Below are 16,771 nucleotides of genomic sequence, written 5' to 3'. Positions count from 1 at the left end.
TTTCCCTGATTTGCCACCCTTTTTCTGCAAACGGTGAAAAACGCCGGAACCTACCTCGCAAACACTGTTTTAGTGCCTCGAAAACCTATTTCCGTCGCGATATACCCGCAGCATTCAGCTAAGGAGACGGCGAAATGTGGAAAAGGATATTTATGATGATCGGCGCGGTGGTCTGGAGCGTATGCAGCAACGCGGCCTGCCCGGTGTGGACGCCAGCGCGAGCAGAACAAGAGATTGCACAACTGGAAAAACAGATTGCGCAGTGGAATGAGGATTACTGGCTGCAGGGCGCGAGCGCCGTGAGCGACGATGTTTACGACAATCTCAATGCCCAGCTTGCGAACTGGCGGCGCTGTTTTGGGCAGGAGACGGTCCGTGATGCGCCAGCCGTAGCGGGCGGTACGGTAAGGCACCCGATTGCCCATACGGGGGTTGATAAACTGCGTAATAAAGACGCGCTGCGTAAATGGATGGCGGGTAAAGCAGCGCTTTGGGCACAGCCGAAAGTGGACGGCGTGGCGGTCACACTGGTCTATCGCCACGGCAAACTGGAGCGGGTCATCAGCCGGGGGAATGGACTGGCAGGCGAAGACTGGACGGAGAACGCCCGCCGTATTCCCGCACTGCCGCAAACTGTTACCGGCGCACTGGCAAACAGCGTCTTACAAGGCGAGCTGTTTTTAAAGCGCGATGGTCATATTCAAAAAAAGATGGGTGGCATGAACGCCCGGGCCAAAGTGGCGGGCGCCATGATGAGACGAGGCGGGTCGGATGTGTTAAGGGACATTGCCGTCTTTGTCTGGAGCTGGCCGGACGGGCCGCAAGCGTTGGCGCATCGCCTGCAATTATTAACGCAGGCCGGGTTTGACTGGGTGGAACGCTACAGTGTACCCGTCAGCAATATCAATGAGGTGGAGGTCCTTCGTGAGCGCTGGTTCACTACCGCGCTGCCCTTTGTGACAGATGGCGTGGTGGTACGAAGTGCTCAAGAGCCGCAAGGAAAACAGTGGCTTCCGGGGCAGGGTGTCTGGGTCGCGGCATGGAAATATCCGCCAGTGGAACAGGTCGCCGAGGTGAAAAATATCCGCTTTACCGTCGGGCGTACCGGGAAAATTGCCGTCGTTGCCCATCTGGAGCCGGTACAACTGGACGATAAACGTGTGCAGCGGGTCAATGTTGGTTCCGTGCGGCGTTGGCAGGAACTGGATATTGCGCCAGGCGATCGGGTAGTTGTAAGCCTGGCAGGGCAAGGGATCCCACGCATTGATGATGTGGTCTGGCGTGGGCAGGTTCGCGTTAAACCGCAGCCACCTGCCCCGGTTTTCACGCCGCTCACCTGTTTTTATGCCTCGCCAGAATGTCAGGAGCAATTTCTGGCCCGGCTGACGTGGCTGAGTTCAAAGCAGGCGCTGGATATTGAGGGGCTGGGGGAGGCGGGTTGGCGTGCGTTGCATCAGGCGCATAGGTTTGAACATCTCTTTTCCTGGCTGGCGTTAACCGAAACGCAGCTACAGGAAACCGCCGGGATAACACCAGCTCGCGGACGGCAGCTTTGGCATCGCTTCGAACTTGCCCGGGAGCGGCCCTTTGTGCGCTGGGTTTATGCCCTTGGTCTGCCGTTAACGACCTCGGCAATTCAGGCCGCCGGGGATACCCACTGGCAGCAGATACAGGACCGAAGCGACCAGGCGTGGCAGCGCCTGCCGGGCATAGGTGCCCGGAAAGCCCGCCAGATCATGACTTTTATTCAGGAGCCGGTGGTTAAGACGCTGGTGGCCTGGCTGGGTGAGCACGGAATTGCTGGCTTTTAGCGCCGTCACTTTTGCAGCAGCGATGAGGTCTTTCGCTATGACGGCCATATTTTGCTTTGCGATGTTCCCACGTATTTATCTCAAGGGCATGATCCCGTGGGGCCTGGCGCGATTGCGCCCTGGATAATGGCGTATTTTTTGTGCATTTCCGAACCCCTGGCAAGCGTCACATTTTTCAGGGTGGTTACAATCGGATTGCTGTTGCTGTCTCCCTGAAATGTCAGCGTACCTGCAGTAAGCACTTTCACATGATCAAACGTGATATCGCCAAAGATGGGGAGCAGATGCCCTTCTTTAGGTTCGTAGCGCGTGTCCAGAACAATCGGGTTTTTCACGTTTTCCATGCAGATATTACGATAGGTAACTCCGGTGACCAGACCACCGCGCGAGCGGTCACTTTTAATGCGCAGTCCGTTGGTTGTGCCGTTCAGGGTGAGCTGGTTGACGTCCACATCACTCACACCTTTATTGACCTCGCTACCAATGGACATGCCGTGCCCGGAGCCAAAGCGGTTATCCACAATGGAGATATGGGATGCGCTGGCATTCCCGGCCTTAATGGCGACATTATCGTCCCCGGTGCCGATCACGCTGTGGGTGAGCGTCACGTTCGTCGAGCCCATAGGATCAAAACCATCCGTATTACGTGCGAAAGCGGGGGTGTCGATAGTGATCCCCCACAGGGTCAGCCCGTTGCTGCGGTTGCCCGCTACGTGGAAATTCGGCGCGTTTTTGAGGGTTATCTGGTACAGCGTGATATCTGAGGAGCTATCAATCTGGATTAAGCGAGGCGCATTCTGTTTGCTGTCGCTTTTTTGCGCCTCTTTTGCCAGTTGCCACCATGTCTGGTTTCGCCCGGCCATGACCGTGCCACCCTGGCCATCAATTGTCCCCTGTCCATAAATCCCGCTGCCGACCGCGTCTTTAATCCAGATAAACGGTTTACAGCCCTTCCCTGAATCATCCAGCGTGCCGCAGGTCTGTTTGCCTGTGTCGAAGCGGGCCGGGTTGGCGACAGCCCTCAGTGTTGTTCCTGTATCAATCGCAAGGCTAACGCCCGATGGCAGGCTGAGTGGGCCACTGTAGAAGGTATCCGAGTTTTCTGATGCGGCCAGATGCACTGTTTTTCCGCGAGCGCAGGTATTGAGCGCCGTCTGGATTGCCTGCGTTGCATCGTCTGTTCCGCTGGCATAAAGGGTCTGACAAGGCGGCGGTGTGACGGGTTGGGTGACGGTGCGCGTATCTCCTGCCTGTGCCCCTGCGGCACAGAGCATCAGTATGGCCGTTAGCGTACGAACATGAAGCGGTCGAGAGGGTGAAGACATAAAAAGTCCGGACAGGTGGAAACCTGAAAATCACAATACCGGGGGCGGTACGGACCTGTAAAGCGATGGCCGGGAGCGGAGGGCAGAAAATAAAAAAGCCCGCAGCGTTGCGGGCTTTCAGGGCGCTGGCACGGGATTATTCGATATTCTGAATCTGCTCGCGCATCTGCTCAATCAACACTTTCAGCTCAATGGCTGAATTGGTGACATCGGCATTAATAGATTTAGACGCCAGGGTGTTCGACTCACGGTTGAACTCCTGCATCATAAAGTCGAGACGGCGGCCCACAGCCTCTTTCTTCTTGAGGATGTTGTAGGTTTCTTTAACGTGGGCTTCCAGACGGTCAAGCTCTTCGGCAACGTCGATACGCTGTGCCATCAGCACCAGCTCTTGTTCCAGTCGGTTATTTTCCAACTGGACCTGCGCTTCTTCCAGTTTTGCTACCAGGCGGTCGCGCTGCCATTGCAGAATTTCCGGCATCTGTGCACGCACGTTTTTCACTTCAGTGCTGACGCCTTCCAGACGCTGCTCAATTAAGGCTTTCAGCGCCTGGCCTTCGGTCTCGCGGGCGACGATAAAATCGTCCAGCGCGCCATCAAGGGCAGACAGAATTTCAGCGGCAATCGCGTCCAGATCCTGTTCCTGAGCGGCCATAACGCCCGGCCAACGCAGAATATCCACCGGGTTGATTTCGCCTTCATCGCTCTGCATTTTGACCCAGTTGGCGGCGTTCACCAGTTGTTTTGCCAGTTTCTCGTTGAGAATCAGTTCGCTTTGGGCGCTGGCGTCAGGTTCAAAACGCAGATTACATTCGATTTTCCCGCGAGTCAGACGCGTACGGATGCGCTCGCGAACCACAGGTTCCAGGCTACGAAATTGTTCCGGCAGACGGAAGTAAGTTTCAAGATAACGCTGGTTTACCGAGCGCAGTTCCCATGAGGCAGAGCCCCAGCTACCCTTGATTTCACGCCGGGCGTAGGCGGTCATACTGCGGATCATAGACGTTCCCGTTTTTTAAGGAGAGATGCGGGGATTATAGCTTTCATGGGCTTATCAGGATAGGAATAACCTTGGTAAGCCAGTATAATGCGCAGCCACATTCGTAACAGCCGGAGAAATCATCATGCGTCCATCAGGCCGTAGCACCACCGAGGTGCGTCCCGTCACCCTGACCCGTAATTACACAAAACACGCAGAAGGCTCCGTGCTGGTTGAATTTGGTGATACCAAAGTGCTGTGCACCGCCACCCTTGAAGAGGGGGTGCCGCGTTTCCTGAAAGGCCAGGGCCAGGGCTGGATCACCGCCGAATATGGCATGCTGCCGCGTTCCACCCACACCCGTAACGCGCGCGAAGCGGCGAAGGGCAAACAGGGCGGGCGCACCATGGAAATTCAGCGTCTTATCGCCCGTGCGCTGCGTGCGGCGGTAGACTTAACGGCGCTGGGTGAATACACCATCACCCTGGACTGCGACGTGATTCAGGCCGATGGCGGTACCCGTACTGCCTCCATCACCGGAGCATGCGTTGCGCTGGCCGATGCGCTGAACGCGCTGGTAAGCGCAGGCAAACTGAAAGCGAACCCGATGAAAGGGCTGGTGGCGGCGGTTTCAGTCGGCATCGTCAATGGCGAAGCGGTTTGCGATCTGGAATACGTGGAAGATTCCGCAGCGGAAACCGATATGAACGTGGTGATGACCGAAGATGGGCGCATCATTGAAGTTCAGGGCACCGCCGAGGGCGAACCGTTCACCCACGAAGAACTTCTGACCTTGCTGGCGTTGGCCCGAGGGGGAATCGAATCGATTATTGCGACGCAGAAAGCGGCGTTGGCAAACTAGTTTTTAAGGCGACTGAGAAGTCGCCTTTTTTTTGTCCATAGAAAAGTGAAATCCTTTCCCAGTCGGCGTAATCGGCGAAGACCGTTTGAACGCGGACAGCGCGGAAAATCCGGAACGTACACGAAGTATGTGAGGATTCGAGCACTGCCCAGGTTAAAACTGGCAAGTAAGATAGCCTGATGGGATAGGTTCTTAGATGAGGAGCGAATCCATGAAACAGTATCAGCGTGAGTTTATTGAGTTTGCGCTTAACAAACAGGTGCTCAAGTTTGGCGAGTTCACCCTGAAATCCGGGCGTAAGAGCCCCTATTTCTTTAACGCCGGCCTGTTTAATACCGGGCGCGACCTGGCGTTGCTGGGCCGTTTTTACGCCGAAGCGCTGGTGGATTCGAAAATTGATTTCGACCTGTTGTTTGGCCCGGCCTACAAAGGTATCCCTATCGCGACCACCACAGCAGTCGCGCTGGCTGAGCACCACGAGCGTGACGTGCCGTATTGCTTTAACCGCAAAGAGGCCAAAGACCACGGTGAAGGCGGCACGCTGGTCGGCAGCGCATTGCAGGGCCGCGTCATGCTGGTGGATGACGTGATCACTGCCGGTACGGCAATTCGTGAATCCATGGAGATAATCCAGGCGAACGGCGCGACGCTGGCAGGCGTGCTGATCTCCCTTGATCGTCAGGAGCGTGGACGCGCGGATATTTCCGCGATCCAGGAAGTGGAGCGCGACTACGGCTGCAAAGTGATTTCAATTATCACCCTGAAAGAGCTGATTGCTTATCTGGAAGAGAAGCCGGAAATGGCTGATCATCTGGCCGCGGTGAAGGCATATCGGAAAGAGTACGGCATTTAATAGTATTCCCGGAGGCGCAGTGCTTACCGGGGATATAACGGTATGCTGGCCCGGATATGGTGAAGCGGTATCCGGGCTGGTACATCAGGCTGCGTTAAACGAGCTTTGCGCCCTGCGTATTGACGTAAAGTGAATAAATCGAAGTACTTGAAGCCATAAAGAGGCGGTTACGTTGTTCACCGCCAAAGCAAAGATTAGCGCAGCGTTCCGGTAGCTGGATCACGCCGATGTTTTTACCCTGTGGGTTAAACACACGTACGCCATCAAGCTCTTCCGTCCCCGTTCCCCAGCCGCACCAGAGATTACCGTCAATATCACAGGCGATGCCGTCCGCTGTACCGTTTCCACAGTCGATATGAGTTCGTTTGTTTTTCAGTTCGTTGCCTACAACATCCCATGCCAGTATCAGGCGATTGGGTGTCGCGCGTCCTTCTACTACGTATAGTGTCTTTTCATCAGGTGAAAAACAGATACCGTTCGGGCCTTTCACATCGCCCAGAACCACGGTGAGTTTGCGGCTTTCTGGGTCAAGACGGTAAACATTTTGCGGCAATTCCGGCGTGGCTTTATGTCCTTCATAGAATCCGGAGATGCCAAAAGGCGGGTCGGTAAACCAGACTGAACCATCTGATTTCACTGCAATATCATTAGGTGAATTCAATGGCTTGCCACCAAAATTATCCGCCAGAATAGTGATTGAACCATCATACTCAGTACGCGTTACACGGCGAGTGTCGTGCTCACAGCTGATCAGACGCCCCTGTCGATCCCGTGCGTGGCCGTTAGCGTAGTTTGCCGGATGGCGAAAAACGCTGGTTTGCCCGGTGGATTCATCCCAGCGCATTATTGCGTTATTAGGGATATCGCTCCAGAGCAGCATACGTGTATCGCCAAACCAGACGGGGCCTTCAGCCCAGCGATACCCGGTTGCAATTTGTTCCACTTTTGCGCTGGAAAGCATATAGCGGCGAAAGCTGTCATCCACCGCTATGATGCGTGGATCGGGGTAACGGCTGGATGGCATCCATGACGCGAAACTTTTCTGACTGATTAATAGTGACGCGGTGGCAATTCCGCTTAGTTTTAGCAAATCCCGCCGTGATGTTGCCATCAAACCTCTCCTTGTTTGGTGTGTTAATACTGGAATTTTTGTTAGGTAAAAGTATTGTTCCGGAAGAAGAGTAAAAGATGTCCAGTGGCGGAACATCTGGCAACGTAATGAATTATGTTGGGCTTTTTCACAAATGGGCGGAAAGGGGAAGGGAATGCAGCCCCTGGAGGCTGCAGAGGAATATTACTGCAACTGTGCGGCCAGCAAGGGCCAGCGTGCTTCAAACTCATCGGTTGGACTGTATTTGAACTCGCTACGCACATAGCGCGACAACATCCCCTCACAAAACGACAGCAACTGACTTGCCAGCAGCGTTTCGTCAGTGACGTAGCCTTCGCCTTCACGCATCTTCTTTTCGCGCAGCACCTGGCGAATCTGGGATTCGATACGCTCGAAAAGCTGATTGATGCGCCCTTGTAAGCGATCCTGTTCAAACATCAGCGCATGACCGGTAAGAATGCGGGTCAGTCCTGGATTACGCTCACCAAACCCCAGAATCAGTTGCACAATCAGACGCAGGCGCGCTGTGGTGTCCTTTTCATCTTTCATGATCAGGTTGATACGGGTAATCAGGCTATCTTCGATAAACTCAATGAGGCTATCGAACATGCGTGTCTTGCTAGGGAAATGACGGTACAAAGCGGCCTCGGAGACGCCAACAGACGCCGCCAGTTTTGCCGTCGTGATGCGTTGACTTCCATCGCTGGATTCAAGCATCAGTGCCAGAGACTGAAGTATTTCTTCGCGACGATTCCTTTTCGCGGTTTGTTTTTCTGCCATGTTGCAAAATACCCCTGAAATAAGCGCTTATCAGGCGAACATCCACGCGGCGGCCGCAAACCGGTGTTTGCGGAAATGTTATGGCGTTATTTCGCCGCAGGATGCGTTAAATGGGCTGCTTATTTACGCCCGGAGTGACCGAAGCCACCTTCACCACGATCTGTGGCGTCAAACTCTTCAACCAGATTAAATTCAGCCTGAACGACCGGGACAAACACCATTTGCGCGATGCGCTCACCGGGTTCAATGGTAAAACTGTCCTGACCACGGTTCCAGACGGATACCATCAATTGCCCCTGGTAGTCAGAGTCAATAAGTCCCACCAGGTTACCCAGCACAATACCATGCTTATGGCCAAGGCCAGAGCGCGGCAGAATCACTGCGGCAAGCGACGGATCGGCAATATGAATCGCCAGACCGGTCGGCAGCAGGGTGGTCGCGCCCGGCGCCAGCTCTACGGCGTCGTCGAGACAGGCACGCAGATCAAGGCCGGCAGAACCGGCGGTGGCGTAGGTCGGCAGTGGGAATTGCTTGCCTACACGCGGGTCCAGAATCTTAACGTCGATTTTTTTCATCATAACGGGTAACGATCTCGTCCAGTAATAAGTGGCCTAACTGTTCCTTGCTCTTTAGCGGTAAATGTTTATCGCCATCCTGCCAGAAAAGATGCAAAGCGTTATTGTCGCTATTAAAGCCTTGATTTGATTGCGAAACGTCGTTAGCGCAGATCAGGTCGAGGTTTTTGCGGGCACGTTTTTGCCGGGCATATTCTTCCACATTATTTGTTTCGGCGGCAAACCCAACGACATAGGGGCGATGCTCGGTCAATGCGGCGACACCGGCGACGATATCCGGGTTTTTGACCATTTTTATTGTTAATTCATCGCCTTGCTTTTTGATTTTTTCTTCGGCAATGGCGGCGGCGCGATAATCCGCGACGGCGGCACAGCCAATAAAAATGTGCTGCTGCTGAGCGAGACCCTGTACCGCGGCCTCCATCTCCAGAGCGGTGGTCACGTCAATCCGTTTGACCCATGCTGGCGTTGCCAACGACACCGGGCCTGCCACCAGCGTCACGTTAGCGCCACGACGGGCGGCCGCCGCAGCGATGGCAAAGCCCATCTTGCCGGAGCTGTGGTTTGTAATATAACGCACCGGGTCCAGCGGCTCGCGGGTCGGACCGGCGGTAATCATGATGTTCAGATGTTGCAGATCGTTGACAGGTGAGAAATGCGCGGCGGCGAGATCAACGATGGTTAGCGGATCCAGCATCCGGCCCGGCCCAATGTCGCCGCAGGCCTGGCTGCCGCTATCCGGGCCCCACAATAACAGGCCGCGCGAGGCCAGCACCTCTAAATTATGCTGAGTGGCAGCGGCGCGATACATCTGCTGGTTCATGGCGGGCACAACCGCAACCGGAGAAGGCGTGGCAAGGCAAATCGTCGACACCAGGTCATTAGCCATACCGGCGGCGACGCGCGCGATTAAATCGGCGGTGGCGGGGGCGAGAATGACCAGGTCGGCCCATTTGCCAAGCTCAATATGGCCCATTGCGGCTTCGGCGGCCGGGTCGAGCAGACTGTCGGAAACCGGGTAGCCGGAAACCGCCTGCAGGCTCAGCGGCGTAATAAAAGCTTTCGCTGCTTCGGTCATCGCAACGCGCACATCGGCGCCGCGATCGCGCAGACGACGCACCAGTTCCGGCGCTTTGTAAGCCGCGATGCCGCCGCTTATGCCGAGAACGATTTTTTTACCCGCCAGACTCATCATGACTCTTTCCTGTTGGATTTCACCAGAAGGCGGGCATTTTATCACAATCCTGGTGCTGTCGTGCTTTTGCCCGTCGTGCTCTTTGCGAGGTATTACGCAAGTGTGGCGATCCTGTGTCGATGGCCCTTTTCGCTTGTGGCAGCATAGTGCGTAAAAGGGAGGATTCGACATGGATATAGTTTATTTACCCCCATTGCCCAGAGAAAAAATGATGAGTGCGGGCATTGAGTCGCTGACGGATGTCGAGCTACTGGCGCTGTTTTTACGCACTGGCACGCAGGGGAAATCAGTGATGACGCTTTCCCGCGATTTGCTGCAGCACTTCGGCTCACTCTACGGGCTGCTCTCGGCGGACTATAAAGATTTTGCCAACGTTAATGGCATTGGGGTGGCGAAATACGCGCAATTAAAAGGCATTGCCGAGCTGGCTCGGCGCTACTACAGCGTTCGGCTACTGGAAGAAACATCATTGTTAAGCCCGGAGCTGACCCGGGAATTTCTGCAAAGCCAGTTGACGGGCGAAGAGCGCGAGATCTTTATGGCGATCTTTCTCGACAACCAAAATCGGGTGTTGAAGCATTGCCGTCTTTTTTCCGGCACCATTAATCAGGTGGAAGTGCATCCGCGCGAAATTGTCCGCGAGGCGATTAAAGTGAATGCCGCCGCCGTGATCCTTGCGCATAATCATCCTTCGGGTAGCGCTGAACCCAGTAAAGCGGATAGAATCATCACCGAAAGGGTGGTGAAGTGCTGTCAGTTTATGGATATTCGTGTGCTCGATCATCTGGTGATAGGCCGTGGAGAGTACGTTTCGTTCGCAGAACGGGGCTGGATTTAGACCTTTTTGGGCGATCCATCGGGATCTTTGTCTGTTCGGGACTTGAGCACATCGCCGACTCAGCGTATACTACGCCACCTTTGAGAATCTCGGGTTTGGCAATTGGGCCTGGCTACACGAGTTCGCTTAGAACCGTCAGACCAGGCTGTGAAAGCCTGACGAGGCGCCAATACCCCATACGAAGCTCGAGCTAATTTGATTTTTGGAGAATAGACATGTCCCGAGTCTGCCAAGTTACTGGCAAGCGTCCGGTGACCGGTAACAACCGTTCCCACGCACTGAACGCGACTAAACGCCGTTTCCTGCCGAACCTGCACTCTCACCGTTTCTGGGTTGAGAGCGAGAAGCGTTTTGTCACCCTGCGCGTATCTGCTAAAGGTATGCGTGTAATCGATAAGAAAGGCATCGATACAGTTCTGTCTGAACTGCGTGCCCGTGGCGAAAAGTACTAAGTACTTAGAGGAAATAAATCATGGCTAAAGGTATTCGTGAGAAAATCAAGCTGGTTTCTTCTGCTGGTACTGGTCACTTCTATACCACCACGAAGAACAAACGTACTAAGCCGGAAAAACTGGAACTGAAAAAATTCGATCCAGTTGTCCGTCAGCACGTTCTTTACAAAGAAGCAAAAATTAAATAATTTGCGCTTTCTTTGTACGAAAACCTCGCTTCGGCGGGGTTTTTTGCATTTTGCCCTTCGTAGTTTGAGCCGCAGGTACGTTAGCTGTGTACGCTCACCCTGGTCCCCTACTAAGGTAAGCTCCCGGGATTCACTTCTTGCCGCCTTCCTGTGACTCAAATTACATTGGGGAAATAAGGAGAAATAAACATGCCAGAATTACCCGAGGTAGAAACCAGCCGCCGCGGTATTGAACCGCATCTGGTCGGCGCCAAAATTCTTCATGCTATCGTCCGTAACGGGCGCCTCCGGTGGCCTGTCTCGGATGAAATTCATCGCCTGAGCGACAAACCGGTGCTCAGCGTGCAGCGCCGTGCCAAATACCTGCTGCTGGAGTTACCGGACGGCTGGATAATCATCCATTTGGGGATGTCCGGCAGCCTGCGTATTCTCACCGAAGACCTCCCGGCGGAAAAACATGACCATGTCGATCTGGTAATGAGCAATGGCAAAGTGCTGCGTTACACCGATCCACGACGCTTTGGCGCCTGGCTGTGGACGAAAGAGCTGGAAGGTCACAATGTGCTGGCACATCTGGGGCCGGAACCGCTAAGTGAGGCGTTTAACGCCGATTACCTGCAACAGAAATGTGCGAAGAAGAAAATCGCCATCAAACCCTGGCTGATGGATAACAAGCTGGTGGTGGGCGTGGGTAATATTTACGCCAGTGAATCGCTCTTTGCCGCGGGCATTCACCCTGACAGGCTGGCCTCCTCTCTCTCCCGAGCGGAATACGAACTGTTGGTACGGGTCATTAAAGCGGTGTTACTGCGCTCGATAGAGCAGGGCGGCACTACGCTGAAGGACTTCCTGCAAAGTGACGGGAAGCCCGGCTACTTTGCGCAGGAGCTGCAGGTTTATGGACGTAAAGGGGAGCCATGTCGGGTGTGTGGCACGCCGATTGTGGCAGCGAAACATGCGCAGCGGGCGACGTTCTATTGCAGGCAGTGCCAGAAGTAATGGATTAATTTGCCGGATGAGCGAAGCCGCTATCCGGCATACTGGCGCTACTTCAACTTTTCCATCAGCGCCTGATGCACATTCTCCGGCAAGAAATGGGTCACATCGCCTGCGTGGCGGGCCACCTCTTTGACCAGCGTGGAGGAAATAAACGACCACTCTTTTGATGGCATCAGAAATACGCTTTCCAGGTCAGGCATCAGATGGCGATTCATATGCGCCAGTTGCATCTCATATTCAAAATCTGCCACCGCACGCAGGCCACGAATCAGAATATTCGCCTGCTGGGCGCGCGCAAAATTGGCCATCAGATCACTAAAGCCCGTCACCGTGACGTTCGGAATCTGTTTGGTTGCTTCCTGAGCCAGCGCCACGCGCTCGTCGAGCGTAAACATTGGTTTTTTGCTTGGGCTGGCGGCAATCGCCATCACCACTTCATCGAACATGGTGGCGGCGCGGGTCACGATATCAATATGCCCGTTAGTGATGGGATCAAACGTACCGGGATAAATTGCTTTTGTGCTCATCGCTTAGGCTTTCTCGCTGTAACCGTGGTTTAGCGCCCACAGTTCGGTGTATTTGTTGAAAGTATACTGCGCATTGACTACCGCGAGCAGCCAGCCTTGTTTGCCATCCAGCACGCCACCGCGCAGCAGCAGCGTTTTCAGGAACGCCCCCAGCGTATGGGTGAAAATACCCGCCAGCGATGCCTTCTTGCCCTTCTGATGACGTTCTTGCGCCCAGGCTGTGGCGTAATTGAGCTGTTTGCGCTGAAAGCTGGCGAAATCACGGCAGGTTAAATGCAGCAGGTCGCCTTTCAGTTCGATAACTTTTGCGCCCTGGGTGTCCAGTGACTCATGTACGAGACTGGCGTTGTACTGGTAGCGCTCGCGTGGGTAGAGCCGCATCACCCGGTCAGGGTACCAGCCACTGTGACGCATAAAACGTCCCAGGAAAAAGTTACGACGGGCGATGCTGTAAACCGCATCCGGCTGTGGGGCATCAAGTACCGCGCGAATAGATTGCGCCAGTTCCGGTGTGACCCGTTCATCGGTGTCAATCATCAAGACATAGTCACCGCTGGCAAAGCGTTGCGCCTTCTGGCGCTGAATACCATAGCCCTGCCAGTTGGTATCAGTGAAAACCTTTACCCCTGCCGCGCGCGCGACCTCTGACGTTGCATCCTGGCTGCCGGAATCGAGAAGGATAATTTCATCGGCCCATGTGACTGACGCTAAGCAATCTGGCAGCAGGTCTGCCGCGTTTTTGGCGATCATGACCACCGACAGGCGTTGAGACATTAATGGCTCCGCTGAGGCAAATACGGTTGCAGGAGTTGCAGCAGACGCGTCAGCGCGCCCTGGTTCTGATGCAGAACTTCAACGGCATGGCGACCACACCACAGACGGTAATCTTCATCGGTCAGCAAGGTCGAGACCTCTTTGACCAGCGAGTCGGCATCGGTGACGGTAATCAGGCCATCAGCGGCTTGCAGGCGCGCGCAGATATCTTTGAAGTTGAAGGTGTGTGGGCCCATCAGCACAGGAATGGCATGTGCCGCCGGCTCCAGCGGGTTATGACCGCCGCGCTCAACCAGGCTGCCGCCAACAAAGGCCATATCAGCAATACCGTAAAGCAGCATCAGCTCACCCATGGTATCGCCAATAACGACCTGAGTACTGCCGGAAGGAATTTCACCCGAGCTTCTCATGATGAAACTAAAGCCGCCTTTGCGCACCATTTCGCGGGCGTCAGGGAAGCGCTCCGGGTGACGCGGCACCAGGATCAGCAGTAAATCAGGGAACGTCTCCAGCAACTTACGATGTGCCTGCAGGATAATCGTCTCTTCGCCGTCGTGGGTGCTGGTAGCAATCCATACTTTACGGCGAGGCGCCCACTGACGCCGCAGTGTTATGGCTTTAGCGGCTAATTCCGGGGTGACGGAGATATCAAATTTCAGGCTGCCGGTAACGGCAAGCTGGCCCCGTTTCAGGCCCAACTGCAGAAAACGATCGCCATCTTCCTGGGTTTGCGCGGCAATCAAGGTGATTCTGCTGAGCAGACGACGCATAAATCGCCCCAGTTTGCCGTAGCCTTTGGCCGAACGGTCTGACAGGCGCGCATTGGCTATCACCAGCGGAATTTTGCGACGGTTCAGCGCGGCAATCATATTGGGCCACAGTTCGGTTTCCATCACGATCACCAGCTTTGGGCGGACCGTATCGAGAAAACGGCCCATCGCGCCGGGCAGATCGTAAGGGAGATAGACGTGATGAACATCTTTGCCAAAGGCAGACATCACCCGCTCTGAGCCCGTCGGTGTCATGGTGGTGACGGTAATGGGCAGCATGGGATAGCGGTGGCGCAATGCACGTACCAGCGGAATGGCCGCCAGCGTTTCGCCAACGGAGACGGAATGCAGCAAAATACCGTCCGGCTTCACTTTATTACGGCAAAAACCATAGCGTTCAGCCCAGCGTTTACGGTAAGCCGGGGCCTTGCGGCTGCGAAGCAGAAGCCGCAGCCACACCAGAGGCTGAATTAAGTAGAGCAGGATGGTATACAACAATTCCAAGCGATTATCCGTTTTTTGAGTTTCGGCGGGCAAATTCTAAGCATTTAGCCCGCTTAAAGCTATCTCTTTGGCGCATTGATACTGCGCCAGGGCTATAGCGGGAACGCGGCACACGCTATGCGACATCGCGGTATTTTTTAATCCGAAAATAACGGCGCCCCAGACGCCAGCGTAAACGCAATGAGCTGGCATTGGTCCAAATCAGCCGCCAGATTCCACGATCGAAAAACTCACTGATGATAATACGTTTTTTCGCTTCATCTTTCATTTCATCGAACGTATGAATAATGCCAAGCCCCTCTTTGGCGATTTGCCAGCGACAGGCGGAGATATTACGCGCCTTATCCGGGTAACGCTTATTGATGGCGTCCAGCATCTCAAGAATTTTCATGTAATGGCGCGCTGAGCGCATCAGCGTATCGTCATTGTCCGGCTTGTGCGACACCGATTCCGAATGAATGTAGTAGTCATAAAAGGATTCACTGGTGTACTGCACGCGTTCTGCAGCCAGCAGCACTTCCGTGGTCCAGGGAATATCCTGATGACGCAGCCCCGGTTCGAAATGAAAATTGTGCCGGGTAATAAATTCCCGGCGATAGATATTCAGCCAGGTGACGTGCAGAAATTTGCGCGAGTCGAGCGCGGTTTTCAGCCAGACGTGGCCCGGCAATACTGGTGTGGAAGATAAGCGCTCAGGTGGGAAAATAGGGTGGCTTTCACGGTTCTTTTCGTAAACATAGCGGCCATTACAGGTGGCAACATCAAGATTGCCTTTTTCAGCCATGTCCAGCAGCGTGCGGAACATCCCAGGGTAGAGCTTGTCGTCAATATCCGGGAAGGTCAGATATTTACCTTTCGCAATGGCGAGGCCAGAATTTCGCGCGACGGAAACGCCCTGATTTTCCTGTTGAATTAGCGTAACGTTTTGCATTCTGTCGCGCCAGGTATCGATAACGGCCAGGCTGTCATCTGTCGAACCATCGTTTACCAGGATCAGTTCATAGCTTTCAAGCTGCTGTTGTTCAATGCATTCAAAAAACTGTGCGAGAAATTTCCCGCCGTTATACACCGCGACCACGATGCTCAGTAAAGGGTTTTGACTCATAAAAGATCCGGTATCGGTAAGGGGCCAGTTACTCTTTGTCTAACTGGCGATATTGCTGACAGATTGTCTCCACGCTGAATTTTTCCAGCGCGGCCTGCTCAATAATCGGCGGGTTAGTGTAAATGCTTTGCATCGCCTGAGCCAGCGCAGGGCTATTGAGGTCTGCAAGCCCTTGCGCCAGCGGGCCCGTCAGGATCTCCGGGATGCCGCCCGGACAACGGGTACTGGCAACGGGAGTGCCCAGAATCAGCGCTTCAATGACGACATTGCCCAGGCCTTCGCTATCGGAGCTGAGTACCAGCATGCGTGCCTGCTTCATCCATGAATGTGGATTGCTCTGAAAACCTTTAAACAGCACGCGGTCCGCCACACCCAGCTTTTCAGCCAATGCGCGCAAACGCTCTTCTTGCTCTGGTTTGCCCTGGCCGAGCATCACTAACGGCGCGGTGATGTGACTCAGCGCATAGGCTTCAATCAGGCGGTCCTGACGTTTTCCGGGATGCAGGCGCCCGACGTGGATAATGTAATCCTGCCCGGCCATCTCAAAGGGAGCCTCAGCGCTTGCGCGGATCGCGGCAATATCAAAAGGGTTATAAATGGTTTTCAGTTGTGCAGGCTGAATGGCGAATTGTTCGACCAGGTCCTGCCCGACGGCGCTGGAGACGCTAACGATATTGCGCCCCTGGTAAACGCGTTTAATTTTCTGCTGTTTTAGCCAGCGGTCAAAGCCTGTCCGATGGCCAAGATAAGAGGTTGAAAACACGCCATGCAGACAGAACCAGAGGTTGTGCGAGCGCAGCGTTTTACTGCGCGACACAATGCGATCGGTTTTATGCAGGTTTGATAATACAAGGTCGAAACGACCAGACCGTTCGGCATCAACGACCGCATCGTCAAGCTGGCGCGCACGACGCGAAATCTCCGTCAGCTTACGCCAGGGCTTACGACATTTATCGGCGATAACCCGGTAATCCAGCCCCTCAGGCAGAGGATATTCGCAGACGTCGCGCAGGGAAAAGAGTGATACCTCATCGCCCAGGCGTAAAAAAGTCTCTGCGAGCGTCAAAACGACTTTCTCGGCGCCGCCGCCCGGTAATCCATCAATGATAAACAGTATGCGCAT

Annotated in this window: 18 protein-coding genes; 7 read left to right on the top strand and 11 right to left on the bottom strand. The window is 54.4% G+C overall.

Features of this window, described 5'->3' with window-relative positions; genetic code table 11:
* Positions 1-134: 134 nt before the first annotated feature.
* Positions 135-1,811, top strand: coding sequence for an NAD-dependent DNA ligase LigB (gene ligB, locus ABU190_RS14185; protein WP_354691655.1), 1,677 nt, complete (start codon positions 135-137; stop codon positions 1,809-1,811).
* Between the two features lie 80 nt (positions 1,812-1,891).
* On the opposite strand, the gene ABU190_RS14180 is transcribed toward ligB, so the two are convergent.
* Both ABU190_RS14180 and ABU190_RS14175 read right to left on the bottom strand, forming a co-directional pair.
* Positions 1,892-3,136, bottom strand: coding sequence for a glycosyl hydrolase family 28 protein (locus ABU190_RS14180; protein WP_354691654.1), 1,245 nt, complete (start codon positions 3,134-3,136; stop codon positions 1,892-1,894).
* Between the two features lie 136 nt (positions 3,137-3,272).
* Positions 3,273-4,136 (bottom strand): YicC/YloC family endoribonuclease, encoded by an 864-nt coding sequence (locus ABU190_RS14175; RefSeq protein WP_039080109.1) that lies wholly within the window; start codon positions 4,134-4,136, stop codon positions 3,273-3,275.
* 124 nt (positions 4,137-4,260) lie between these two features.
* On the opposite strand from ABU190_RS14175, the gene rph reads away from it, so the two are divergent.
* Together rph and pyrE are read left to right on the top strand one after the other, a co-directional pair.
* A complete protein-coding gene (gene rph / locus ABU190_RS14170) occupies positions 4,261-4,977 on the top strand; it encodes a ribonuclease PH (RefSeq protein WP_039080110.1) in 717 nt (238 codons plus the stop codon).
* A gap of 211 nt (positions 4,978-5,188) precedes the next feature.
* A complete protein-coding gene (pyrE, locus tag ABU190_RS14165) occupies positions 5,189-5,830 on the top strand; it encodes an orotate phosphoribosyltransferase (protein WP_354691653.1) in 642 nt (213 codons plus the stop codon).
* A gap of 94 nt (positions 5,831-5,924) precedes the next feature.
* Here pyrE and ABU190_RS14160 read toward each other — a convergent pair whose 3' ends face one another.
* The 4 genes from ABU190_RS14160 to coaBC form a co-directional block, all read right to left on the bottom strand.
* Positions 5,925-6,941, bottom strand: coding sequence for an SMP-30/gluconolactonase/LRE family protein (locus ABU190_RS14160; protein WP_354691652.1), 1,017 nt, complete (start codon positions 6,939-6,941; stop codon positions 5,925-5,927).
* Between the two features lie 183 nt (positions 6,942-7,124).
* Positions 7,125-7,721, bottom strand: coding sequence for a nucleoid occlusion factor SlmA (gene slmA, locus ABU190_RS14155; protein WP_039080112.1), 597 nt, complete (start codon positions 7,719-7,721; stop codon positions 7,125-7,127).
* A 119-nt stretch (positions 7,722-7,840) separates the two neighbouring features.
* The gene (gene dut / locus ABU190_RS14150) at positions 7,841-8,299 is read right to left on the bottom strand and encodes a dUTP diphosphatase (protein ID WP_039080113.1); all 459 of its coding nucleotides are present in this window, start codon (positions 8,297-8,299) and stop codon (positions 7,841-7,843) included.
* Positions 8,277-9,488 carry a bifunctional phosphopantothenoylcysteine decarboxylase/phosphopantothenate--cysteine ligase CoaBC gene (gene coaBC / locus ABU190_RS14145; RefSeq protein WP_354691668.1) on the bottom strand — a complete coding sequence of 404 codons (1,212 nt, stop codon included), beginning with the start codon at positions 9,486-9,488 and terminating at the stop codon, positions 8,277-8,279. Before coaBC ends, dut begins: the two co-directional genes overlap by 23 nt.
* A gap of 172 nt (positions 9,489-9,660) precedes the next feature.
* Here coaBC and radC point away from each other — a divergent pair, with 172 nt between their 5' ends.
* The 4 genes from radC (at position 9,661) to mutM (ending at position 11,968) form a co-directional block, all read left to right on the top strand.
* Positions 9,661-10,329, top strand: a complete 669-nt coding sequence (gene radC, locus ABU190_RS14140; RefSeq protein WP_039080115.1) for a DNA repair protein RadC — start codon at positions 9,661-9,663, stop codon at positions 10,327-10,329.
* Positions 10,330-10,544: 215 nt separating this feature from the next.
* Positions 10,545-10,781, top strand: coding sequence for a 50S ribosomal protein L28 (gene rpmB / locus ABU190_RS14135; RefSeq protein WP_002436699.1), 237 nt, complete (start codon positions 10,545-10,547; stop codon positions 10,779-10,781).
* 20 nt (positions 10,782-10,801) lie between these two features.
* Complete coding sequence (rpmG, locus tag ABU190_RS14130) at positions 10,802-10,969, top strand: 50S ribosomal protein L33 (protein ID WP_003024094.1); 168 nt, start codon at positions 10,802-10,804, stop codon at positions 10,967-10,969.
* 189 nt (positions 10,970-11,158) lie between these two features.
* Positions 11,159-11,968 carry a bifunctional DNA-formamidopyrimidine glycosylase/DNA-(apurinic or apyrimidinic site) lyase gene (gene mutM, locus ABU190_RS14125; protein ID WP_354691651.1) on the top strand — a complete coding sequence of 270 codons (810 nt, stop codon included), beginning with the start codon at positions 11,159-11,161 and terminating at the stop codon, positions 11,966-11,968.
* A 47-nt stretch (positions 11,969-12,015) separates the two neighbouring features.
* Here the strand turns inward: mutM and coaD are convergent, their stop codons facing one another.
* The 5 genes from coaD to ABU190_RS14100 all read right to left on the bottom strand — a co-directional run bounded on the left by coaD (position 12,016) and on the right by ABU190_RS14100 (position 16,771).
* Positions 12,016-12,495: a pantetheine-phosphate adenylyltransferase gene (gene coaD, locus ABU190_RS14120; protein ID WP_354691650.1), complete on the bottom strand. Its 480-nt coding sequence runs from the start codon at positions 12,493-12,495 to the stop codon at positions 12,016-12,018.
* 3 nt (positions 12,496-12,498) lie between these two features.
* A complete protein-coding gene (locus ABU190_RS14115) occupies positions 12,499-13,269 on the bottom strand; it encodes a glycosyltransferase family 2 protein (RefSeq protein WP_354691649.1) in 771 nt (256 codons plus the stop codon).
* A complete protein-coding gene (gene waaA, locus ABU190_RS14110) occupies positions 13,269-14,543 on the bottom strand; it encodes a lipid IV(A) 3-deoxy-D-manno-octulosonic acid transferase (RefSeq protein WP_039080119.1) in 1,275 nt (424 codons plus the stop codon). The genes ABU190_RS14115 and waaA overlap by 1 nt, the downstream gene beginning before the upstream one ends.
* 115 nt (positions 14,544-14,658) lie before the next feature.
* Entirely contained in the window at positions 14,659-15,648 is a 990-nt protein-coding gene (locus ABU190_RS14105) for a glycosyltransferase (RefSeq protein WP_354691648.1), read from the bottom strand.
* A 28-nt stretch (positions 15,649-15,676) separates the two neighbouring features.
* The gene (locus ABU190_RS14100; RefSeq protein WP_354691667.1) at positions 15,677-16,771 is read right to left on the bottom strand and encodes a glycosyltransferase; all 1,095 of its coding nucleotides are present in this window, start codon (positions 16,769-16,771) and stop codon (positions 15,677-15,679) included.

Source organism: Phytobacter sp. RSE-02 (assembly GCF_040578655.1).
Taxonomy (GTDB): Bacteria; Pseudomonadota; Gammaproteobacteria; order Enterobacterales; family Enterobacteriaceae; genus Phytobacter; species Phytobacter diazotrophicus.
This window is presented reverse-complemented; position numbering and strand designations above follow the sequence as displayed.